The following is a 22,356-nucleotide window of genomic DNA, read 5'->3' as shown; positions in this document are numbered from 1 at the left end:
TCACAGGCTCCGCGCGGCAGCGCCGCCGCCCAGCCAGGCATCGCTGGCATCGTCGGTGGACAGGCGATGCAGGCGCACGCCGCGTGCCTGCAAGACCGAGGTCAACTGCTCCAGCGGCGCCACGAATTCGGCCTGCCAACGCGCCCGTCCGGCCTGCGTGGACAGATCGATCGCAATACGCTCGCCGCGCACGTCGAAGCTCAGTGCGCGGGCCGGTGGCGCCAGCTCCAGGGGGTCGACCAGCACGATCACCACCACCTCATGATGCAGGGCCAGCCCGGACCAGCGCGTGGCAGAAATCCTGCTGGCGCTGCGCGCGTCGGCCAGCACGGTCAGCCGCGCGCCCGGGCGCAGCAGCCGCGCGGCATGGTCCAGTGCCACCTCCAGGCCCGCGTCGCCGGACGGCGGCTGCGCATACCAGCGCGCCAAGGCATCCAGTACCGGCAATACGCCGCGTTGCCCCGAGCGCGGCGCAATCGGCGCCTCGCTGGCAGTGCCGCGCAGGGCGGCGATGCGGTCGCCCTGCCGCTGCGCCAGCCACGCCGCAACCGCGCCGGCACGTGCGGCCTGCACCGATTTGTAGCGCACCCGCGTGCCGAAGAAGAGTGCCGGCGAGGTATCGGCCACAATCAGACTCAAGCGTTCGCGCTCGGCCTGAAACAATTTCGTATGCGCACGCCCGGTACGCGCAGTGACGCGCCAGTCGATATGCCGCGCATCGTCACCCGCCACGTACTCGCGCGACTCGGCGTATTCCATCCCGCGCCCGCGCGTTGCCGCGGGCACCGGCCCGACCAGTCCATGGCGGCCACGCCCTGGCTGCCCGCGATGGATCGTGGTGCCGCGCAGCGCGATCAACTCCGCCAGCGTCGGCCGCAGTCCATCGCCGGCGATCGACGGCGGCGCGGTGACAGGGGAAGAAGACGGCATCGAAGACATCGGATTCTGGTCAGAGGACGGCATACCTCAGCGACACGCTACCCGATCAGGGCAGCGGAATCTTTTCCAGCAGGGCGGCGACCAGGCGTTCGCCATCCCAGCCTTCGGCAGTGGCCTCGTAGCTGGGCAGCACGCGATGACGCAGCACGTCCGGGGCGATTGCGCGGATATCGTCCGGGGTCACGTAGTCGCGCCCGGCCAGCCATGCACGCGCACGTGCGCAGCGCTCCAGCGCGATCGACCCACGCGGGCTCGCGCCCCAGGCGATCCGCCGCGCCAATGCCGGGTCGTAGCGCTGGGCATCGCGCGACGCGAGCACGATCTCGATCAGGTAGCGCTCCAGCTGCGGGGCCAGATGCACGTCCAGCACGACACGCCGCGCGGCAAAGACATCTTCCAGCGGGATCTTGTCGGGCACCGTTTCGTGCTTTTCTAGGGTATCGCGCGCGGCTTCACGTGCCAGACGCAGGATCTCGGCCTCGGCATCGGCCTGTGGATAGCCGATACGGACATGCATCAGGAAGCGATCCAGCTGCGCCTCGGGCAACGGGAAGGTGCCCTCCTGCTCGATCGGGTTCTGCGTTGCCATCACCAGGAACAGCTGCGGCAGCGCATAGGTGTGCCGCCCGACGGTAACCTGGCGCTCGCCCATCGCTTCCAGCAGCGCCGACTGCACCTTGGCCGGTGCTCGATTGATCTCGTCGGCCAGCAGGATCGGATGGAAGATCGGCCCGGGCATGAACTCGAACCGGCTGTCCTGTGGCCGCCAGATCTCGGTGCCGGTCAGATCGGAAGGCAGCAGATCCGGGGTGAACTGCACCCGCGCAAAATCCGCTTCCAGCCGCGAGGCCAGCGCACGGATCGCGGTGGTCTTGGCCAGACCGGGCGCGCCCTCGACCAGCAAATGCCCATCGGCCAGCAAGGCGATCAGCAAGCGTTCGACCAGCGCAGACTGGCCCACGATGCGCTGCGTCAGCGACTCGCGCAGCAAGGTGAATTGACGATGCAACCGGTCCTCGGCGGGCGCGGCAGCGGCTTCGGGGGGCAAGAGCGGCGGTGCGTTCATAGGCCCAGTGTGACCGATTCGAGCGCGATTGGTTCACTGCAGGCCAGGAAGATGTTCAGTGAGTGACCAGGGTCATGCTGCCGGGCATACGGCGGATGGCCGGCTCCTGCGGCACTCCGCAAGCCTTCCATTTGGGGAGGGACGTGGTTTCTCCACCCCTTTGATCCGGAGCACGCATGATAAAAAGGAAGAAGGCCGCTTTCGCGGCCCCCCCTTGTCTCCATCGTATCGAGCGCGGTTACCGTGCTGCGTTTGCAACCCGCAATACCTTGGGAGTTACGAAGACCAGTAGCTCGGCTTTCTCCTTGCTACGCCCGCGCTTCTTGAACAGATTGCCCAGGAACGGAATGTCTCCCAGGAACGGCACCTTCGAAACGCTTTCCCGATCAGTAAATTCGTACACGCCACCGATCACCACCGTTTCACCATCTGCCACCAGAACCGCCGTATTGACTTCACGACGATTGATTTCCGGCACGGTGCCGTACTGCGGCAAGGTAATGAAACGGGCGACTTCGTCCTTCTTGACGTTCATATTGAGGAAGACACGATTGTCGTTGGTAATGGTCGGCGTCACTTTCAGCTCGAGCAAGACCTCCTTGAACTGGACGTTAGCCTGTGAGCCACCGCCTGCAACACCCGCGCCGCTGATTGTGACGTAACCGATCTCGCGGCCCTGCTTGATGACGCCTTCACGCTGATTGGCAGTCACGATGCGCGGATTGGAAACGACTTCGCCCCGGCCTTCTTCCTGCATCGCCGACAGCTCGATATCCAGGTTGAAGTGGGAACCCAATAGTGTGTAGGCAAGACCTGCTGCGCCGCTGTTCGTGAAGCCGCCAGCCCCAAGATCGACGTTCAGGCCGGACGGAAACAGATGCGCCGGCAACGTCGTCTGCGTGCCACTATTAGCGCGCTCCAGAGCAGCTTGCGCAGAGGTGTTGAGGTAGTTGACGTTACTTTCCAGCGAGCCACTCAAGATACCCCGACCCGTCGCACCGGTGACTCCGAATCGCGCACCGAGGTCGCGCGCAAACGTGTCCGTCGCGATCACGATACGGCTCTCGATCAACACCTGATCCACGGGGCGATCGATATGCGAGATCAGCTCGCGCATCTGCGCGACCTTCTTCGGAATATCGCTGATCATCAATGTATTGGTGCGCTCATCGGCAACCAGGCGACCGCGAGGCGACAGGAATCCGTTGTCCTGCTGGCCACCTTGCCCACCTTGACCACCGCCCTGACCGCCACCACCGCCACCAATCCCCTTGGCCTCCGTCAGCGCCTTGAAGATCACCGCTGCGTTGTGATAGTTGATCTGCACGTAATCGGTGATCAGATCCTCGCGATTCTCGATCGCGATGCGGGCGTCTTCCTTGTCCTGCTCGAACTTGGCCAGCTCCGGCTGCGGGGCGACCCACACCACGCCGCCGTCGCGGCGCTTGTCCAGGCCCTTGGCGCGCAGCACGATGTCCAGCGCCTGGTCCCACGGCACGTTCATCAGCCGCAGGGTGACATTGCCCTGCACGGTGTCGGAGGCGACGATGTTGAGGTTGGACTCCTCGGCGATCAGCTGCAGCACGGTGCGTACCGGCACGTCCTGGAAGTTGAACGTCACCGGGCGGCCGCTGTAACCGCGCGCGGCGATCTGCGCCGCGGCCTGGGTGACGGCTGCGGCGCTGACGCCACCGACCGCGGGCTGGCCCTTGCGCGGAGTGATTTCGACCACGTATTCGTTGCCGGTCTGGTAGGCCAGCGAATCGAACGCGCCCTTGGTCGACAGCACCAGCTGCGAACCCGAGCCGGACGGCTTGACCTCGACACGTTGCACCGGCGTTGCGAAGTCGGTGACGTTGAGCGGGCGCTGCAGTTCGGCGGGCAACCGCGCGTTGCTGATGTCGACCAGCACGTTGTCGCCCTGCGTACGCAGGTCCGGGCTGGCGCCTTGGCCGTCGAACTGCAGGATCAGACGACCCGTGCCATCCTCGCCCCGTTTGAAATCGATCTTGGACACCGCCAGGCTCGCCGGAGCGGTCTTGGCCGGATCCTGCGCGGGCTGCTTCAGTGCCGCCGCCGCGACCGCGCCACCACTCGCCAGCGCCAGCGCGAACCCCAACGCGCAGGCCCGAAGTGCCACGTGGCGTCGAACCGGACGCAGCCGCTGGGCATTGGAAAACGTCATCGTGCTATCCCCTATCACTTTATTGATCATCCAGCGCGAGCGCGGCCGGCCGTTCAAGCCATCCACCCGCACCGTCCGGCACAAGTTCAATCAGCTCGATGCGGTCTTCGTAGACCCCGGTGACCCGGCCATCGCTCTGTCCCAGATACACACCCGGCCGTACCCGGTAGGTCACCTTGTCCGGTGCCATGACCAGGGCGACCAGACCCGCGCCGCCACCAATGGTCCCCACCATGTCGAGGGCGTCGAGCGGATAGGCTTCCAGCGGCTCCTTGCGCCGGTTCGGATCCGGACGCGTGCCATTGCCGCCTTCGGCACTGACCCAGGCATCGCTGAACGGGTCGCGCATCGACTGCGCCGCATATTCGAACGTCTCGAACTGCTGCATCACCGGCAATGGCTCCAACGGCGGCGCCGGACGTGCGCGCACCTCGGCAACCCAGGCTTCCAGATTCGGCGCATCGCCCGGGGTGCTGGTCACACCGCGCGTACACGCCGGCAATACAGCCATTAGCGCCACGCAGGACAGGATCTTGAGCAGTCTCATGGTCATTGGCCGCCCTTCTTCGCAGCGTCGGCCGCCGCCTTCTCCTGCTCGGCCATTTCCTCATCGTCCAGATAACGATAGGTCTTGACCGTGCCGGACAGTTCCAGCGCCCCGCGCGGCGTGATGCCGGCCTTGGGATCCTTCGGCTTGAGGTTGATGTCGTGCATGGTCAGGATCACCACGCGCGGCAGCGACGCCACGCCGCTGACGAAGGCACCGAACTGGTGGTAACTGCCCACCATGCGCAAGGCGATCGGCTTTTCGGCGTAGAACTCCTTCGGCGACTCCGGACCCGGCTGGAACAACTCGTTGGACAGGCCGCTGGACAACGCGGTCTGCGAGATGTCGATGATCAAATCCGGCATTTCGGTCTTGCTGGGCAGCTGGCGCAGCATCTGCTGCAGCACCTGCTCCATCTGCGCGAGCTGCTGCTTGAGCGGCTCCAGATTCACCGCACGGCCCTGCTGGGTCTCGAACTCGGTGCGCAGCTGTGTTTCGGTGCCTTCCAGGCTTTCGAGTTCATCGCGCTTGCCGCTGATCAGCAGGAACCAGGCCAGCACCATGATGAACAGGCCGACCACCACGCAGAACACGATGCGTGCCTGCTGCGGCCAGCCGCCGATGTTGTTGAAATCCAGATCGCTGAGCTTGAATGCTTTCTTACTCATGACGCCGCCCCCTCCTGCGGCCGATTGGCTGGCACCGGCGCTGGCTGCACAGGCGCAGCGGCCGGCGGCGTGGCAGGTGCAGGCGCTGCAGGTGTCGCCGCTGGCGCGCCCGCGGGTGCGGTCCCGGCCGGCGTTGCGCCCGGCGCTTGCGCGTCGACCGGTGCGGTGCCGTTCTTGTCAGCCTCGTTCGGATTGGCCAGCTTGACCTTGAGCGTGAATACGTACGGCAGCGCCGTGGTGTCCGTCGCAGATGCGGCAGGCTGCCCGGTCTTGTCCTGGCTCTTGGCCTCGATGATCGACAGGTCCGGATTGGTCATCCAGCCCGAGCCTTCCAGGTTGCGCATGTAGGCACTGACGCGCGCATTGGACTGCGAGCGACCTTCCAGGGTCAGGATGTCGCCGTCCTGCTTGATGTTGGTCAAGGCCACGCCATCGGGAATGGTGCGCACCAGCGAGTCGAACAGGTGCACCATCTGCGAGCGATTGGCCTGTAGTTCCTCGATCACCTTCTTGCGGGCGAGCAGACGGTCCTTTTTCTTGTCGAGCTCCTTGATCTCTTCGTTCTGCGCCTTGACCTTGTCGATTTCGGTGGTCAGGAACGCATTGCGCTCGGTCTGGCCGCTGATCTGCGCGTCGTAGTAGAACCAGATCAGTGCAGACAGCAGCACTCCGCCCAGCGCGGCGAAGCCCAGCATCGAATAGAACTCGCGCTCGCGCGCCTTCCGGCGCTCGGCGCGCCAGGGCAATAGATTGATTCTTGCCATCAGTCAAAGCTCCTCAGGGCCAGGCCGGTGGCAATCATCAATGCAGGTGCATCCAGCGCCAGCGCATGGGCCTGGACCTTCGGGCCCAGCGTCATCTGCGCAAGCGGGTTGGCGACCACGGTGGTCACGCCGAGCTGCTCTTCCACCATTTCCGGCAGGCGCGACAGCGCCGCGCAACCACCGGCCAGCACGATGCAGTCGACGCGATTGAATTCGCTGCCTGCGTAGAAGAACTGCAGCAAACGGCTGATCTGCTGCACTGTCGCCTCCTTGAACGGCTCCAGCACTTCGACCTCGTAGCTTTCCGGCAAACCGCCCTGACGCTTGGCCAGGCCGGCCTCTTCGTAGGTCAGCCCGTACCGGCGCATCACCTCGTCGGTGAGCTGCTTGCCGCCGAACACCTGCTCGCGGCTATACAGGCTGCGACCGGCGCGTAGCACGCTCAACGTGGTCATGGTCGCGCCGATGTCCACCAGCGCCACCACCGCATCGGCAGCCACCGGCAGCTCGCTGGCGACCAGGGCAAAGGCGTTCTCGACCGCGAAGGCCTCCACGTCCATGACCTTGGCGGTCAGGCCACCCAGTTCCAGCGCAGACTGGCGCAGTTCCACATTTTCCGAACGCGAGGCCGCCAGCAGCACCTGGACCATGTCCGGGCTGTTGGGCATCGGGCCGAGCACCTCGAAGTCGAGATTCACTTCCTCGATCGGGTACGGGATGTAATTGGTGGCTTCCAGTTCGACCTGCGCTTCCAGATCGCTGTCGTCCAGATCGGCCGGCATCGGGATCAGCTTGGTGATCACCGCCGACCCGGCCACCGCGGCTGCGGCATTCTTGGCCTTGCTGCCGGAACGGTTGATGGCGCGGCGGATGGCCTCGCCCACCGCCTCGACTTCGACGATGTTCTTTTCCACGACCGCATTCGGCGGCAACGGCTCTACAGCGTAATGTTCCACGCGGAAACGATTCCCGCTGCGCGACAGCTGCAGGAGCTTGACCGCAGTGGAACTGATATCGACACCAATAAGTGGCGACTGACTCTTGGGTAGAAGCCCCACGGAAACTCCCCTGCCGATGGGCACTTGGACGCAGTCTGCGCCCTCGTATTAATAATCAAATTTTAACAGTAGACAAGCCCTTCACGCGCGAGGCAATGGCCCCGCGACCGTGACCCCAGTGCTGTCTGCTGCGATCCCCAGAGTTCGGCCCCAGCCAAACCCGGCGTCATCTATACTCTGTGACCAAGAAATCTGCAATCGGAATCTCTCTCAACATGCCCCGTATTCGTCGTTGGCTGGGCTGGATCCTGGCCGCGTTCGTGGTGCTCGCCCTGCTTGGCGCTATTGCTGCCGGCGGCCTGTATTACGCTGTTTCCTCCAAGCTGCCGGACGTGCAGTCGCTCAAGCAGGTCGAACTGCAGGAGCCGATGTATGTCTACTCCAGCGATGGCCGCCTGATGGCCGTCTATGGCGAGACCCGGCGCTATCCCATCCAGATGAAGGACGTGCCGCTGCGCCTGAAGCAGGCCTTCCTGGCCACCGAGGATGCGCGCTTCTACGAGCACGGCGGTGTGGATTACAAGGGCATTGCCCGCGCGGTGTGGCTGCTGGCCAGCACCGACGCCAAGCGGGTGCCGGGTGGTTCGACCATCACCCAGCAGGTGGCGCGGCAGTTCTTCCTCAGTTCCGAGTACAGCTACACCCGCAAGCTGGCCGAGATCCTGCTGGCACGCAAGATCGAAAGTGAGCTGAGCAAGGACGAGATCTTCGAGCTGTATCTCAACAAGAGCTTCTTCGGCAACCGCGCCTACGGCGTGGGTGCTGCGGCCGAGTACTACTACGGCAAGAAGATGAGCGAACTGAGCCTGGACGAGATGGCCTCGCTGGCCGGCATCCCCAAGTTCCCGTCCAGCGGCAACCCGATCAGCAATCCGGAGCGTGCCCAGGAACGTCGCGATTACTACGTGCTGCAACGCATGGCCGACCTGGGCTTTGTCAGCCAGGCCGAAGCCGATGCGGCCAAGGCGGTGCCGATGCACGCCAAGCCGCATGAGCCGCCGGTCGAGGTCTACGCCCCGTATGTGGCCGAGCTGGTGCGCCAGGAAATGATCGCCAAGTACGGCGGCGATGTGCTCAACAAGGGTTACCACGTCACCACCACCATCGATGCCAAACTGCAGACCGGCGCGGATGCAGCGGTTGCCGACGGCCTGCGCCTGTACGACCACCGGCATGGCTGGCATGGCGTCGAACAGCATTTCGATGTCCCCGCCGACGCGGATGCAGCGGCACTGGCCAAGCATCTGTCCGGCGTGTTCACCCAGGGCGGCCTGCGCGCGGTGATCGTGGCGCGCACCAATGCCGACGGCGGCGTGACTGTCGTGCAGAGTGACAAGACCGAGCTGACCCTGCCGGCCAGCGCCAGCCGCTGGACCAACAAGACCCCGGCCAAGTTGCTGACGCGCGGCGACCTGACCCGCATCCGCGCCGGCGAAAAAGACGGCGAATGGATCATCGACCAATTGCCGCGCGGCCAGGCCGCGCTGGTGTCGCTGGATGCCAACAGCGGCGCGCTGCGCGCGCTGGTCGGCGGTTTCAGCTTCGCCGGCAACAAGTTCAACCGTGCCACCCAGGCACGCCGCCAGCCGGGCTCCAGCTTCAAGCCGTTCGTGTATGCGGCTGCGTTCGAAAAGGGCTTCAACCCCGCCTCGATCGTGCTCGATGCCCCGGTGGTGTTCCGCGACCGCCGCGGCAAGACCTGGTCGCCGCAGAACGACGGCGGCGGCTTCCGCGGCCCGATGCGGCTGCGCGAGGCATTGGTGCAATCGCGCAACCTGGTGTCGGTACGCCTGCTGGACGCGATCAGCGTCGATTTCGCACGTAAATACATCAGCCAGTTCGGCTTCCAGGAGGCCGAGCTGCCGCCCAACCTGTCGATGTCACTGGGTACCGCATCGCTGACGCCATTGTCGGTCGCGCGCGGCTATGCGGTGTTCGCCAACGGCGGCTCGCGCGTGGACACCTGGATCGTGGACGAGGTCAAGGACCGCGACGGCAATGTCGTCTTCAAGGAAGTGCCGGCAGTGGCCTGCCGTACCTGCGCACTGCAGGGCGGCAATGTCGCACCGGTGAGCCAGGTGGTGGACGGTTTCAACTTCGGCGCCCCGGCGCTGCCCAAGTCGATCGAGCCGACCACGGCCACGCCGGCGGAGACCGCCCCGGCAGCCACTGCCGAAACCAAGATCGCACCGCGCGCCATCGACGAGCGCACTGCCTACCAGCTGGTGTCGATGATGCGCGACGTGGTCCAGCGCGGCACCGGTACCGCGGCCAAGGTACTGGGGCGCGAGGACGTCGGCGGCAAGACCGGCTCGACCAACGATCACCGTGACGCCTGGTTCTCCGGCTTCGGCGGTCCCTATGCCACCACGGTGTGGGTGGGCCGCGACGACTTCCGCTCGCTCGGCTATCGCGAATACGGCGGCAAGGCCGCATTGCCGATCTGGATCGAGTACATGCGCGTGGCCCTGAAGGACAAGCCGATCGCCGCCAACGACCCGCCCGACGGCATGACCCAGGCCACCATCAATGGCGCGGTGGAATGGGTGAAGAACGAGGACCTGGATCGCCTGCAGGATTACGACTACGGCCTGCAGGAGCAGCAGGACGAGAAGGCGTTCGATATTTTCTGAGTGCCGGGATTCGGGAATCGGGAATGGGGAATCGGAACGGCGCAGGCCGGCCGATTCCCTGGGCTCGGCACGTAGCGGCAGCGATGGTGCAACGCATGCCTGCGCGTGCTTGCGGTCATCGAGCACGGTCCATCGGGCCTGCGCCCTGTGACCTTCGCCACACCGTCATGCCGCTGTTGTAGAGTCGAACCAGGTTCATGAGGGGAGCCCGGTCATGCATCACGCGCGCGAACACGCCGATACGCGAACCCGAGAACGGCGCCACCGCCTGGCGCACGAAGCAGCCCGGTTGATGGCCGAAGGCGGCATCCGCGATTTTCATCAGGCCAAGCTCAAGGCGGCCAGCCGGCTGGGCATCCACGACGACGCATCGCTGCCGCGCAATCGCGAGATCGAAGACGCCCTGCGCGAGCACCAACGCCTGTTCGCCGGACCGGCGCACGGGCTGCGCTTGCGCCAGCGCCGCGAAGCGGCGTTGCGCGCGCTTGAGTTTCTCGGCCCGTTCCAGCCGCGCCTGGCCGGCCCGGTGCTCGATGGCACGGCCGACGCCAATGCGCCGGTGCAGTTGCAGCTGCACAGCGACGATGCCGATGCCGTGCAGCGGTTTCTGGAAGAACACCGCATTCCTGCCGAATTGCGGACGCGCCGGCTGCGCCTGGACCGCGAGCGGACTGGCGAGTTTCCGGTCTGGTTGTTCAGTGCCGAGGAACTGACCTTCGACCTGACGGTGCTGCCGTACGACGCCCTACGCCAGGCGCCGTTGTCGCAGCTGGACGAAAAGCCGATGCAGCGCGCCTCGGCCGCCCAGCTGCGTCAGTTGTTGGCAGAAGAGGACGGTGGCGATGCCCTGCCGCGCACGCGCTGATCGCAGCGCGCCATGACGCGTGACCACTGACCACAACGCCAACCCGCAAAAGCAAACGCCCCGCAATGCGGGGCGTTCGTTCAAGCAGGCAACCGCGGGCGTTTAGCGCTTGGCGCTGTCGGTGTAGTCGCGCTTGTCGTAGCCGGTGTAGATCTGGCGCGGACGGCCGATCTTCATTTCCGGGTCGACCTGCTGCTCCAGCCAATGCGACACCCAGCCGGCGGTGCGTGCAATGGCGAACATCACGGTGAACATCTCCACCGGAATATTCAGCGCCTTGTAGATCAGGCCGGAATAGAAGTCGACGTTCGGGTACAGCTTGCGCTGCACGAAATAGTCGTCCTTCAGCGCGGCTTCTTCCAGCTTCAACGCCACTTCCAGCAGCGGATCGTTGACGCCCAGCTCGCCCAGCACCTTGTGGGTCATCTCGCGGATGATCTTGGCGCGTGGGTCGAAGTTCTTGTAGACGCGGTGACCGAAGCCCATCAGGCGGAACGAGGAGTTCTTGTCCTTGGCCTTGGCCACGGCGGACTCGACGTTGTCGGCGGTGCCGATCTCTTCCAGCATCTTCAGCACGGCTTCGTTGGCGCCGCCGTGTGCCGGGCCCCACAGCGCGGTGATGCCCGCTGCGACCGATGCGTACGGATTGGCACCGGTCGAACCGACCAGACGCACGGTCGAGGTCGAGGCGTTCTGCTCGTGATCGGCATGCAGGATGAACAGCAGATCCAGCGCCTTGGCCACCACCGGATTGATCTCCAGCGGCTCGCTCGGCACTTCGAACATCATGTGCAGGAAGCGGTCGACGTAGTTGAGGTTGTTGCGCGGGTAGCGGATCGGCCAGCCGATCGAATAGCGGTACGCGGCAGCAGCCAGGGTCGGCACCTTGGCGATCAGACGGATGGCGGCCTGACGGCGCTGCTCCGGATCGTTGAGGTCCAGGGTGTCGTGATAGAACGCCGACAGCGAGGCGACCGAACCGGCCAGCATGGCCATCGGATGGGCGTCATGGCGGAAACCACCGAGGAAGTTCTTCAGCGACTCGTGCATCATCGTGTGATGCGTCACTTCGTGGTCGAACTTCTTGAACTCGTCCGCGGTCGGCAGCTCGCCGTTCATCAGCAGGTACGAGACTTCGAGGAAGCTGGACTTCTCGGCCAACTGTTCGATCGGGTAGCCGCGATACAGCAACACGCCGTTGTCGCCATCGATGTAGGTGATGGCCGACTTGCAGCTGGCGGTGGCGGTGAAGCCCGAGTCGTAGGTGAACAGACCGGTTTCTTTGGTCAGCTTTGAGATATCGACGCAATCATTGCCAAGCGTGGGCTTGAGAACCGGCAGAACGACCGACTTGTCGCCGGCGTTGAGCGTGACCTGATCAAGATCGGACACTGTGTACGCTCCTTCAGTGGAAGGCGCCTGTCACCGGATGGGCAGGCACGTGATGGAAGTCCAGGGCATCGCCCCGGATCACGTCATTATCGCACAGCAGCATTTTGGCCGTCGCTTGGACAGAAGTCGTAGACGCCCCTATCGAAGGCGTGAAAACGAAGTTGCCAAGGCCCCAAAAAACAACGGCCGCGCAATGCGCGGCCGCTGCCGGTACAGCCCGTCCTGCAAGCTCAGCGCGCGTAGCGCTTCTGGAACTTGTCGATCCGGCCGCCGGTGTCGATCACCTTGTGCTTGCCGGTATAGAACGGGTGCGATGCCGAGGAGATATCCACCTTGATCAGCGGGTATTCCTGGCCGTCTTCCCACTTCACGGTCTCTTTCGAGCTCATGGTGGAACGGGTCAGAATCTTGAAATCGGACGTCACGTCGTGGAAGACGACGTCGTTGTAGCTGGGATGAACGTTATCTTTCATGGACTTGGCGCCGGGCTGCCTGGATAAGCCGGGCATTATAGCGGCCTCCAGACGCCCGGCGCAAGATCACCCTAACCCGCCGCCAGCGCCGCCCCGACCAGACCGTAGAACTGCCGGCGGTCGTACTCCAGCAACAGGTTGGCATTGTCGGGCGCGCCACCCTGCCGGTTCCAGTCCACCAGGGTCATCCCGCGGGTATGCGTACCGGTCAACTCGATATGGACCGGACGCTGCTCCAGCCGCTGGGCACCTTCCGGGTGCAGCGCGAACGCCATCGCCAGTGCATCGGCGGCGTACCAGTACTCGCCGCGGCTGTCTTCGGACCACAGGCGGGTCTTGCGCGAGATTTCCTCGTAGAACCGCGCCTGCGCCGAGTCGGCCGCCAGCCATTGCTCGACATCGCGATGCAGCAGGCCGTGGGCGATGGTGGCTTCCCAGTCGGCCACGTCGAACTGCGGAAAGCCGCGGAATACGATGTGCGCCGCTTCCGGGTCGAAGCCGATGTTGAATTCGGCCGCCGCGGTGATGTTGCCATGCCCGGTCAGCGCCCCGCCCATCACCACCAGCCGCGCCACCCGCTGCGGCAGGGTCGGATCCAGCGTCAGCGCCAGCGCCAAATTGGTCAGCGGACCGAGCGCCACCAGCAGCAGTTCACCGGCGTATTCGTGCGACAGGCGCAGGATGGCCAGTGCAGCATGCTCGGTCTCGGCAGTACGCCTGGCCGGCGCCAGGCCGACATCGCCGAAACCGTCGATGCCATGCACATGCGCCGCGTCCACCGACGGATGCAGCAGCGGCTGCGGGCAGCCCGCGTAGACCGGCACATCCTCACGCCCGGCAATCTCGCAGACCTTCAAGGCATTGCGCACGGTGTGCTCCAGGCCGACGTTGCCGGCGGCGATGGTCAGGCCAACGACCTCATGCCGGGGGTCGTTGAAGGCCATCAGCAAGGCCAGCGCGTCGTCCACGCCCGGGTCGGTGTCGATCAGCAGCGGTATCTTTTTGGTCATGGGATTGGAGATTCGGGATTCGGGATTCGTCGCCGCATCTTCGCAAGGATCAGCCGGCCAAGCGAATCAGCGGGACGCCCAGGACGCAGCAGCCTTGCTTTTACGATTCCCGATTCCCGATTCCCCAATCCCCGCCACTCAAGCCGCGGCGTAACGCACCGCGCTGCCGATCCAGCGCGCGACCACACGGTCGGCAATCTCCGGCGCGTCGGCCAGCAGCCGCTCGGCAAGCACCTGCACGCGCGGCAGCAACCCGGCATCGCGGGTGAGATCGGCGATGCGGAAGCTGGCCAGGCCGGTCTGGCGGGTGCCCAGCAATTCGCCGGGGCCGCGCAGCTCCAGATCCTTTTCCGCGATCACGAAGCCGTCGTTGGTCTGGCGCATGGTTTCCAGGCGTTGCCGCGCCATCATCGATAGCGGCGCCTGATACAGCAGCACGCAACTGGACGCGGCCGCGCCGCGCCCGACCCGGCCGCGCAACTGGTGCAACTGCGCCAGGCCCAGGCGCTCGGCGTTTTCGATGATCATCAGCGAGGCGTTGGGCACGTCCACGCCGACCTCGATCACCGTGGTGGCGACCAGCAGGTCGGTGCGGCCCTGCTTGAAATCCAGCATGGCTTTCTGTTTTTCGGCCGCTTTCATGCGCCCGTGCACCAGTGCCACACGCACCCCGGGCAATTGCGCGGACAGGGCTTGGAAGGTGACCTCCGCCGCCTGCGCTTCGATCCTTGGCGGGCCGCTGGGCGCGTCCTTGCCGGGCTCCTCGCTTTCTTCGATCAGGGTGCAGACCCAGTAGGCCTGACGCCCTTCGGCACAGGCGGCGCGGATGCGCTCGACCAGCTCCGGCCGACGCTCGGCACTGAGCACGATGGTCTGCACCGGGGTGCGCCCGGGCGGGAGTTCGTCGATCGCCGAGACATCCAGGTCCGCATAGGTGGACATCGCCAGGGTGCGCGGAATCGGCGTGGCGGTCATCACCAACTGATGCGGCACGCTGCCGGCAGCGGCCCCCTTGTCGCGCAAGGCCAGGCGCTGATGCACGCCGAAGCGGTGCTGCTCGTCGATGATGGCCAGCGCCAGATCGTGGAAGACCACCGCGTCCTGCATCAAGGCATGCGTGCCGACCACCACCTGCGCCTGGCCGGAGGCCACCTCGGCCATCGCCGCGGCGCGCGCCTTGCCGGTGACCTTGCCGGCCAGCCAGACGATGCGCACGCCCAGCGGTTCCAGCCAGCCACGCAGATTGGTGAGGTGCTGCTCGGCCAGCAGCTCGGTCGGCGCGGCCAGTGCGACCTGCTTGCCCTGCTCCACCGCCAGCATCGCCGCCAATGCCGCAACCACGGTCTTGCCGCTGCCGACATCGCCCTGCACCAGCCGCAGCATCGGCGACGGCTTGGCCAGGTCGCGGGCAATCTGTGCGAACACGCGCTGCTGCGCGCCGGTGAGCTGGAACGGCAATGCCGCACGCAGTTGCTGCACCAGGGTGCCGTTGCCCGGCAGCAGCGGCGCGCGGAATCGCTGCAGGGCGATGCGCTGGCGGCGCAGGCTGAGCTGATGCGCCAGCAGTTCTTCGATCGCCAGACGCTGCTGGGCCGGATGCCCACCGGCGAGCAACTGCTGCGGGTCGGTGTTCACCGGCGGGCGATGCATGGTCAGCAGCGCGGCGCGCAGCGAGGGCAGTTGTTGGTCCTGCAACCAGTGCGGCGGCAGCAGTTCCAGCGCGGCCTCTTCCGGCAACCGCTCCAGCGCCTGGCCGATGAGCTTGCGCAGCGTGGCCGGGCCCACGCCTTCCAGGACCGGATAGACCGGGTCCAGGCTGTCACCCAGCACGGCATCCTCGCCAGGTGCCAGCACACGGTAGCTGGGATGCACGATTTCCCAGCCATTCTGTCCCGGCTTGGGCGTGCCGAACACCCGCAACCGCGTGCCCGGTGCGAACTGCGCCACCTGCGCGGCGCGGAAATGGAAGAAGCGCAGCACCACGCTGCCGTGCGACTCGTCCGAGACCGCCACGCGCAACACCGGGCGAAAGCGGAAGCCGCGCTCCACCGCGTCCACGCGCCCCTCGATCTGCGCCGGCACACCGCTCTGCAACTGCGCGATCGTGGTCAGCCGCGTGCGGTCCTCGTAGCGCAAGGGCAGATGCAGCCACAGATCCTGCAGCGTCAAGATGCCGCGCGCAGCAAATTTCCCGGCCACTTTCGGGCCGACGCCGGGCAGGCTGGCAAGCGAGGCCTGGCCTGCGACGGCCAGGCGCGGGGTGAGGGTCGCTGCGCGCGGCACGACAGGGCGCTCGGATCAGCCGAGCTGGATCAGTCGAGCACCATCACCGCATCGACCTCGAAGCCGGCGCCCTTGGGCAGGCCGGAGACCTCGATGGTCGAACGCGCGGGGAACGGCGCCTGGAAATACTCCTGCATCACCGCATTGACGGCGGCGAACTGACCCAGATCGGTGAGGTACAGGCCCAGTCGCACGATCCTGTCGAGCGAGCCGCCGGCCGCTTCCGCAACTGCCTTGAGGTTGTCGAACGCGCGGCGTGCCTGCGCGCCGATGTCGCCGGGCACGATCTCGCCGGTGGCCGGGTCCAGCGGGATCTGCCCGGAGAAATACACGGTGTTGCCGGCGCGCACGGCCTGGGAATACGGACCGATGGCGGCAGGCGCCTGATCGGTATGGATGATCTGGGACATGGGAACTCCGTCAACACTGAAAACAAGCGCGCATTGTATCGGCGCATGCGGCAGGGGAGCGACTGGTGAAGGCGCAGGACCGGCTTGGTGACTCAGGTGCCGGCACCTGACGCGAGCCGGTGGGTTGAAAGCCCCCAAGCCGCGGGGCGAGAAGGCACGGATTGCACGCCGCCGGTGCGCCTGCCCGGGAGCGCCCCGCATCGCGGGCCGGGCCGTGGCGTGGCACGAGGGTTGGGGTGAGGGTACGGAATGGCCCTAGGTGATCGGCGCCGGGTTGAACAGGGCCAGGTCATTGTGCAGGCGATGCTGCTCGGTCCAGGTGCGTTGGCCGCTGGCCACGTCCAAATAGCGCTGGAACAGCTCCCAGCCCAGCTGCTCCAGCGTCTTGGCCCCGGTGGCCACGCCGCCAGCGTCGATATCCATCAGGTCGGACCAGCGCTGCGCCAGCTCGCTGCGGGTGGCGACCTTGATCACCGGTACCATCCCAAGGCCGTACGGGGTGCCGCGCCCGGTCGTGAACACATGCAGGTTCATGCCGGCGGCCACCTGCAGCGTGCCGCAGACAAAATCGCTGGCGGGCGTGGCGCAGTACTGCAATCCACGCCCCTTGACCCGCTCACCGGGCGGCACCACGCCGTTGATCGCCGACGAGCCGGACTTGGCGATCGAGCCCATCGCCTTCTCCACGATGTTGGCCAGCCCGCCCTTCTTGTTGCCCGGCGTGGTATTGGCGCTGCGGTCGGCCTGGCCGCGTGCCAGATAGCCGTCGTACCAGGCCATTTCGCGCACCAGCGCACTGGCCACGTCCGCATTGGCGGCGCGCGGTACCAACAGATGGATGCCATCGCGCACTTCGGTGTTTTCCGAGAACATCACCGTGGCGCCGGCACGCACCAGCAGGTCGGCGGCCACGCCCAGGCCTGGGTTGGCGGTGACGCCGGAAAACGCGTCGCTGCCGCCGCATTGCATGCCCACCACCAGTTCGCTGGCCGGCACGGCTTCGCGGCGGCGCAGGTCCAGATGGCGCAGCCGTTCCTCGGCCATGGCCATGATCGAACTCACCATGTCGGCAAAGCCCAGGCTGGCTTCCTGCAGGCGATACACGCCACTGTCGTCCTCGGTGGCGTCGTCGGGCAGCAGACGCTCGGGTGCGAGCTTCTCGCAACCTAAGCCCACGATCAGCGCCTGCCCGCCGAAGTTGGGGCTGCGCGCAATATTGCGCAGCGTGCGGATGGGAATGATGGCCTCCGGCGCGGTGATCGCCACGCCACAGCCGTAGACGTGATTGACCGCCACGACATCGTCGACATGGGGATACCTGGGCAGCACCTCGGCGCGGATGCGCTCGACCGCATGCTCAAGCACGCCGACCACGCACTGCACGCTGGTCATGATGCCCAGGATGTTGCGAGTGCCCACGCTGCCATCGCGATTACGGTAGCCCTGGAAGGTGTAGCCCTCCAGTGGCTCGGGCTCCGGCGCCGGATGCAGCGACAGATCCAGCGTGGTCAGCTCGGGGGCCTGCGGCATGTCCAGCAACTGCTCGCTCACCCATGCGCCGCGCAGGATGTCGGCGTTGGCAGTACCGATGACCGCGCCCAGGCGGATCACTGCCGCGCCTTTGCGCAGGTCCACCAGGGCGATCTTGTGGCCCTGCGGAATATGCTCGATGGCGGTGAGACCGTCGGCGAAGGTGGCGCCGGCGGGCGCGCCGCCATCGTTGACGACAATGGCGACATTGTCGCGCGCATGGGCGCGGATGCTGAGCCAGGGCATGGCGTGCTGGGTTGCGGACATCAGGGGGCTACCTTGCAGGACATTGGGGGTGGAGTGCATTAGCGGTCGGGGCTGTCGAACTGGCGCCGGTACTGCAGGATCAACCGGTTTTCATCGACATTGCGCTGGTAGTTGGAGCGAAAGGTGCCGTTGAACCAGATGATGCTGAGGTGCCTGAAGCGCTCGCCCTGGAATTGATAGGTGGTCAGCACGTCGCGCGCCCACTCGCGGCCTTCGCCGGCATAGGTGGCCGGCCGTGCATCGTCGCCGCTGATGTAACGCGCCATGACGCTGAGGCCGGGGATGCCGATGCTGTCGCCATCGATGCTGTAGCGCAGCTGCCAGCTGCGCTCGCCGCGTTCGAGAAAGTCGTTGATGAAGGTCCAGTTGAAGACGTTGCCATCGGTACCTCCCGGCCAGGGCATCGCGCTGGGCCCGGACAGCTTCTGATAGCCGGCGCCGAATTCATGGCCGCCGCTGCGCCAGGACAGCATGCTGCTGAACATGCGGTTGTCGATCGGGCCGGCGCGCGACTGGCCGACAGCGTCGGTGCGGAAATAGCGCAGATCCACGCGCAGGCGGTCCTTGCCGAACATATGGGTCTGGATCAGGTTGTAGAGCTGCTGGCGGTAGATGTCCTCCATCAACCCGCCTTGATAACGCAGCTGGGTAGCGGGGGCCAGCGTGTAGGTGGCCGACACCAGATTGAACGCATCCGAATCCGGGGTACCGAGGAAGCGGCGGTTCTTGTTGGTCAGGGTGATCGGCACGCGCGAATCGCCGTCGCGGTACCAGGCGCTGGTGAAGCGGGCCAGCAGCAGGTCGAGCTTCGGGATGTCCTTGGATTCCAGCGTCACGCCCTGAAACGTCTCGGGCATGATGCGGGTGATGCTGGCACGCACCAGCGGCTCGTTGGGAATGAAGCTGCCCCATTTCAATTCGGTCTGCGAGGCGCGCAGCTTGAGCGTGGGCGCCACCCGGACCAGCGCATGCCGGGCGGTGCCGTCGTCGTCGTTGGGCAGCAGGCCGGTGCCGCCTTCGGCGCGTACGCCATCGAGCTTGAAATCGCCGATGCCCAGCAGGTCCATGCCCGCGCCGATCGGACCGCGGGTGTAGCCGCTTCTGGCATCGACCACGAAGCCCTGCGCCCATTCGGCCCGCTTGCCCTGCCCTTCGCCACTGCGGAAGTCGCGGTTGTAGTAGAAGTTCAGCGCGGTGACCTCGGCGGTGGCGCCCTGCCAGAACCCCTCGTCGGGGTGTTGCGCGCGCGCGCGCCCGGCCGCGCCGACCGCCAGCAGCGCGGCGCCGCTGAGTGCCATCATGCGTTTCATTGCTCGGTTCTCCACCTGCGGTGAACGCGCCGCCATGCGCTGCGGCCGGCACTCCGGCAGCAGGCATCGGGACGCCTCAGCGCACCAGGCACGGCCGCTTGTTGTCGAAGGTCCAGTTGGGAATCAGCGCCTGCATGGCGGCCGCATCGTCGCGCACGCCCAGGCCCAGGCTCTGGTAGGTGCGATGCGCGGCCTCCAGCGCGTCCATGTCCAGCTCCACGCCCAGCCCTGGCCTGGCCGGCACCTGGATCTGGCCGCCGGCAATCTGCAACGGAGCGCGGGTGAGGCGCTGGCCGTCCTGCCAGATCCAGTGCGTATCGATGGCGGTGATGCGCCCGGGCGCGGCGGCGGCCACATGGGTGAACATGGCCAGTGAAATGTCGAAGTGGTTGTTGGAATGCGAGCCCCAGGTCAGGCCCCAGTCGCGGCACAGTTGCGCCACCCGCACCGAGCCCTGCAAGGTCCAGAAATGCGGATCGGCCAGCGGGATGTCCACCGACTGCAACTGGATGGCATGGCCCATCTGGCGCCAGTCGGTGGCGATCATGTTGGTAGCGGTGGGCAGGCCGGTGGCACGACGGAATTCGGCCATGACCTCGCGGCCGGAATAGCCCTGCTCGGCACCGCAGGGGTCCTCGGCATAGGCCAGCACGCCATGCATGTCGCGGCACAGCGCGACGGCCTGCTGCAGCGACCACGCCCCATTGGGATCGAGGGTGATGCGCGCCTGCGGAAAGCGCGCGTGCAACGCGTGGATCGCCTCGATCTCGTCCTCGCCGCGCAGCACGCCGCCCTTGAGCTTGAAATCGCGGAAGCCGTACTTCGCATAGGCCGCTTCGGCCAGCTGCACCACCGCCACAGGCGTCAACGCTTCTTCGTCGCGCAATGCTTCCCACTCGTTGCGTGCAGCGCTGCCGTCGCGGTAACTCAGGCCGGTCTTGCGGCGGTCGCCGATGAAGAACAGATAGCCCAGCACGTCCACCGCATCGCGCTGCTGGCCTTCGCCGAGCAGCGCGGCGACCGGCTGGTCCAGGAACTGCCCCAGCAGATCCAGCAGCGCCGCCTCGATGGCGGTCACCGCATGGATGGTGATGCGCAGATCGAAGGTCTGCAGGCCACGCCCGGCGCTGTCGCGGTCGGCAAAGGCGGTGCGCACCTGGTTGAGGATGCGCTGGTAGTCGGCGATGGAGCGGTTGCGGATCAGCGCAGCCGCCTCGTTCAACAAACCGGCGATGGCAGCGCCGCCAGGCACCTCGCCCACGCCGGTGCGTCCGGACGAATCGCGCAACACCAGCACGTTGCGGGTGAAGTACGGCGCATGCGCGCCACTGAGATTGAGCAGCATGCTGTCCTGGCCGGCGACCGGCACCACGCGGATGTCGGTGATGCGCGGCGTGGTGCCGATGTTTGCAGCTGAGGTATGAATGGTCATCAGGAGTCTCCGAAGACGATCAACGCGGTGCGGTGACAGGCGCGGCCGGGCCACCCGGAGGCGCCTTCAGTTCGACGCGCTTGATCTCGCCAACCACGGCCAGATAGGACACCACCGCCAGCAAGGCATTGAGCCCGACGAAGACCAGCGCCCACTCGAAGCTGCCGGTGGTGGAGACGATGTAGCCGATGACGATCGGCGTGGTGATGCCGGCGATGTTGCCGAAGGTGTTGAACAGGCCGCCGGACAGGCCGGCGATTTCCTTGGGCGAGGTATCGGCGACCACCGCCCAGCCCAGAGCGCCGATGCCCTTGCCGAAGAAGGCCAGCGCCATCAGCCCCACCACCATCCATTCGGCCTGCACATAGTTGCAGCCGATCATCGTCACCGACATCAGCATGCCGACCACGATCGGCGTCTTGCGCGAGACGGTGAGCGAATACCCACGCCGCACCATGCGGTCGGAGACATAACCGCCGAGCACGCCGCCGGCGAAGCCGCATACCGCCGGCAACGAGGCCACGAAGCCGGCTTCCAGGATCGACATGCCGCGTTCCTTCACCAGGTACACCGGGAACCAGGTCAGGAAGAAATAGGTCAGCGTGGTGATGCAGTACTGGCCGATATACACCCCCAGCAGCATGCGGTTGCACAGCAGCTGCTTGGCGTAATGCCATTGCGCGCCCCTGGGCTGGCTGCCTGGCCTGTTGCCCTGCTCCATGTCCACCAGCGCGCCATTGCGCTGGATGTAGTCCAGCTCCTGCGTAGACAGGCGCGGGTGTTCGCGTGGCGCATAGATGGTCTTGCGCCACAGCAGCGCCAGCAGCACACCCACGCCGCCCATCACCAGGAAGACATGCTCCCACCCCCAGGCATGCACCAGCCAGCCCATCAGCGGCGCAAACGCCACCGTGGCGAAGTACTGCGCGGAGTTGAAGATGGACGCGGCCAGGCCGCGCTCGGCGGTGGGAAACCAGGCCGCGACGATGCGGCTGTTGCCGGGAAACGAGGGTGCTTCGGCTATGCCCACCAGAAAGCGCAGCACGAACAGCGTGGTCACCGCCCAGGCCATCGGCACCCAGCCGATGAAGCCCTGCAGCGCGGTAAACAATGACCAGACCAGCAGCGACAGCCCGTACACGCGGCGCGAGCCGAAGCGATCGAGCAACCAGCCGCCGGGAATCTGCCCGGCCACATACGCCCAGCCGAACGCGGAAAAGATGAAACCCATCTGCAGCGCGTCGATACCCAGTGCATCCTGGACCGCGGAACCGGCAATGGACAGGGTGGCGCGATCGGCATAGTTGATCGTGGTCACCACGAACAACATCAGCAGGATCAGGTAACGCCTGCGCGGAACCGCCGCTGCGCCGATTGCCGTTGAACCGACCGTTTTTGAATCGATAGCCATCATCGTTCCTCACCTATGACGATGGAAGCGCACTGCGCTTCGGTACTTCGAGTGGGCCTGCGATTGGCGTGCCGGACCCTCCTCCGGCACGCCTCAGGCAACGTTGCGAGCGG

Annotated in this window: 18 protein-coding genes; 2 read left to right on the top strand and 16 right to left on the bottom strand. The window is 65.9% G+C overall.

Going from position 1 to position 22,356, the window contains the following annotated elements:
* The 7 genes from EO170_RS19530 to EO170_RS19500 all read right to left on the bottom strand — a co-directional run bounded on the left by EO170_RS19530 (nucleotide 1) and on the right by EO170_RS19500 (nucleotide 7,227).
* Nucleotides 1–963, bottom strand: coding sequence for a DUF58 domain-containing protein (locus EO170_RS19530; protein WP_164741108.1), 963 nt, complete (start codon nucleotides 961–963; stop codon nucleotides 1–3).
* Between the two features lie 22 nt (nucleotides 964–985).
* The gene (locus EO170_RS19525) at nucleotides 986–2,005 is read right to left on the bottom strand and encodes a MoxR family ATPase (RefSeq protein ID WP_104584784.1); all 1,020 of its coding nucleotides are present in this window, start codon (nucleotides 2,003–2,005) and stop codon (nucleotides 986–988) included.
* A gap of 238 nt (nucleotides 2,006–2,243) precedes the next feature.
* Nucleotides 2,244–4,190, bottom strand: a complete 1,947-nt coding sequence (locus EO170_RS19520; RefSeq protein WP_104584781.1) for a type IV pilus secretin PilQ family protein — start codon at nucleotides 4,188–4,190, stop codon at nucleotides 2,244–2,246.
* A 19-nt stretch (nucleotides 4,191–4,209) separates the two neighbouring features.
* Entirely contained in the window at nucleotides 4,210–4,743 is a 534-nt protein-coding gene (locus EO170_RS19515; RefSeq protein ID WP_104584778.1) for a pilus assembly protein PilP, read from the bottom strand.
* Entirely contained in the window at nucleotides 4,740–5,405 is a 666-nt protein-coding gene (locus EO170_RS19510; RefSeq protein ID WP_104584775.1) for a type 4a pilus biogenesis protein PilO, read from the bottom strand. Before EO170_RS19510 ends, EO170_RS19515 begins: the two co-directional genes overlap by 4 nt.
* The gene (locus tag EO170_RS19505; RefSeq protein WP_104648860.1) at nucleotides 5,402–6,169 is read right to left on the bottom strand and encodes a PilN domain-containing protein; all 768 of its coding nucleotides are present in this window, start codon (nucleotides 6,167–6,169) and stop codon (nucleotides 5,402–5,404) included. Before EO170_RS19505 ends, EO170_RS19510 begins: the two co-directional genes overlap by 4 nt.
* Nucleotides 6,169–7,227, bottom strand: coding sequence for a pilus assembly protein PilM (locus tag EO170_RS19500; RefSeq protein ID WP_104584767.1), 1,059 nt, complete (start codon nucleotides 7,225–7,227; stop codon nucleotides 6,169–6,171). The genes EO170_RS19505 and EO170_RS19500 overlap by 1 nt, the downstream gene beginning before the upstream one ends.
* A 215-nt stretch (nucleotides 7,228–7,442) precedes the next feature.
* On the opposite strand from EO170_RS19500, the gene EO170_RS19495 reads away from it, so the two are divergent.
* Nucleotides 7,443–9,860, top strand: coding sequence for a penicillin-binding protein 1A (locus EO170_RS19495; protein ID WP_104584765.1), 2,418 nt, complete (start codon nucleotides 7,443–7,445; stop codon nucleotides 9,858–9,860).
* Between the two features lie 214 nt (nucleotides 9,861–10,074).
* On the top strand, nucleotides 10,075–10,725 hold the full coding sequence (locus tag EO170_RS19490) for a hypothetical protein (RefSeq protein ID WP_126947536.1): 651 nt from the start codon (nucleotides 10,075–10,077) through the stop codon (nucleotides 10,723–10,725).
* A gap of 102 nt (nucleotides 10,726–10,827) precedes the next feature.
* Here EO170_RS19490 and EO170_RS19485 read toward each other — a convergent pair whose 3' ends face one another.
* The 9 genes from EO170_RS19485 to EO170_RS19445 all read right to left on the bottom strand — a co-directional run bounded on the left by EO170_RS19485 (nucleotide 10,828) and on the right by EO170_RS19445 (nucleotide 22,246).
* The gene (locus EO170_RS19485) at nucleotides 10,828–12,117 is read right to left on the bottom strand and encodes a citrate synthase (RefSeq protein WP_039409911.1); all 1,290 of its coding nucleotides are present in this window, start codon (nucleotides 12,115–12,117) and stop codon (nucleotides 10,828–10,830) included.
* 230 nt (nucleotides 12,118–12,347) lie between these two features.
* A complete protein-coding gene (locus EO170_RS19480) occupies nucleotides 12,348–12,590 on the bottom strand; it encodes a type B 50S ribosomal protein L31 (protein ID WP_024938126.1) in 243 nt (80 codons plus the stop codon).
* A gap of 71 nt (nucleotides 12,591–12,661) precedes the next feature.
* A complete protein-coding gene (locus EO170_RS19475) occupies nucleotides 12,662–13,600 on the bottom strand; it encodes a nucleoside hydrolase (RefSeq protein ID WP_115677324.1) in 939 nt (312 codons plus the stop codon).
* A 138-nt stretch (nucleotides 13,601–13,738) separates the two neighbouring features.
* On the bottom strand, nucleotides 13,739–15,883 hold the full coding sequence (gene recG / locus EO170_RS19470; protein ID WP_126947533.1) for an ATP-dependent DNA helicase RecG: 2,145 nt from the start codon (nucleotides 15,881–15,883) through the stop codon (nucleotides 13,739–13,741).
* Between the two features lie 29 nt (nucleotides 15,884–15,912).
* Nucleotides 15,913–16,293, bottom strand: coding sequence for a RidA family protein (locus tag EO170_RS19465; RefSeq protein WP_042597620.1), 381 nt, complete (start codon nucleotides 16,291–16,293; stop codon nucleotides 15,913–15,915).
* A 255-nt stretch (nucleotides 16,294–16,548) separates the two neighbouring features.
* Nucleotides 16,549–18,090, bottom strand: coding sequence for a galactarate dehydratase (garD, locus tag EO170_RS19460; RefSeq protein ID WP_126947530.1), 1,542 nt, complete (start codon nucleotides 18,088–18,090; stop codon nucleotides 16,549–16,551).
* Nucleotides 18,091–18,128: 38 nt separating this feature from the next.
* The gene (locus EO170_RS19455) at nucleotides 18,129–19,400 is read right to left on the bottom strand and encodes an OprD family porin (RefSeq protein ID WP_126947527.1); all 1,272 of its coding nucleotides are present in this window, start codon (nucleotides 19,398–19,400) and stop codon (nucleotides 18,129–18,131) included.
* Between the two features lie 76 nt (nucleotides 19,401–19,476).
* Nucleotides 19,477–20,832: a glucarate dehydratase gene (gene gudD / locus EO170_RS19450; RefSeq protein WP_126947524.1), complete on the bottom strand. Its 1,356-nt coding sequence runs from the start codon at nucleotides 20,830–20,832 to the stop codon at nucleotides 19,477–19,479.
* Between the two features lie 19 nt (nucleotides 20,833–20,851).
* Entirely contained in the window at nucleotides 20,852–22,246 is a 1,395-nt protein-coding gene (locus tag EO170_RS19445; protein ID WP_277601096.1) for an MFS transporter, read from the bottom strand.
* Nucleotides 22,247–22,356: the final 110 nt, after the last annotated feature.

It is taken from the genome of Xanthomonas sp. BRIP62409, assembly GCF_003992965.1.
Taxonomy (GTDB): Bacteria; Pseudomonadota; Gammaproteobacteria; order Xanthomonadales; family Xanthomonadaceae; genus Xanthomonas; species Xanthomonas euroxanthea.
This window is presented reverse-complemented; position numbering and strand designations above follow the sequence as displayed.

Coding starts and splice junctions, on each gene's coding strand:
- EO170_RS19495 (WP_104584765.1), top strand. CDS start 7,443: ATGCCCCGTATTCGTCGTTGGCTGGGCTGGATCCTGGCCGCGTTCGTG.
- EO170_RS19445 (WP_277601096.1), bottom strand. CDS start 22,246: ATGATGGCTATCGATTCAAAAACGGTCGGTTCAACGGCAATCGGCGCA.
- EO170_RS19475 (WP_115677324.1), bottom strand. CDS start 13,600: ATGACCAAAAAGATACCGCTGCTGATCGACACCGACCCGGGCGTGGAC.
- EO170_RS19530 (WP_164741108.1), bottom strand. CDS start 963: ATGCCGTCCTCTGACCAGAATCCGATGTCTTCGATGCCGTCTTCTTCC.
- garD (WP_126947530.1), bottom strand. CDS start 18,090: ATGTCCGCAACCCAGCACGCCATGCCCTGGCTCAGCATCCGCGCCCAT.
- EO170_RS19520 (WP_104584781.1), bottom strand. CDS start 4,190: ATGACGTTTTCCAATGCCCAGCGGCTGCGTCCGGTTCGACGCCACGTG.
- EO170_RS19525 (WP_104584784.1), bottom strand. CDS start 2,005: ATGAACGCACCGCCGCTCTTGCCCCCCGAAGCCGCTGCCGCGCCCGCC.
- EO170_RS19480 (WP_024938126.1), bottom strand. CDS start 12,590: ATGAAAGATAACGTTCATCCCAGCTACAACGACGTCGTCTTCCACGAC.
- gudD (WP_126947524.1), bottom strand. CDS start 20,832: ATGACCATTCATACCTCAGCTGCAAACATCGGCACCACGCCGCGCATC.
- EO170_RS19505 (WP_104648860.1), bottom strand. CDS start 6,169: ATGGCAAGAATCAATCTATTGCCCTGGCGCGCCGAGCGCCGGAAGGCG.
- EO170_RS19510 (WP_104584775.1), bottom strand. CDS start 5,405: ATGAGTAAGAAAGCATTCAAGCTCAGCGATCTGGATTTCAACAACATC.
- EO170_RS19455 (WP_126947527.1), bottom strand. CDS start 19,400: ATGAAACGCATGATGGCACTCAGCGGCGCCGCGCTGCTGGCGGTCGGC.
- EO170_RS19490 (WP_126947536.1), top strand. CDS start 10,075: ATGCATCACGCGCGCGAACACGCCGATACGCGAACCCGAGAACGGCGC.
- EO170_RS19465 (WP_042597620.1), bottom strand. CDS start 16,293: ATGTCCCAGATCATCCATACCGATCAGGCGCCTGCCGCCATCGGTCCG.
- EO170_RS19515 (WP_104584778.1), bottom strand. CDS start 4,743: ATGACCATGAGACTGCTCAAGATCCTGTCCTGCGTGGCGCTAATGGCT.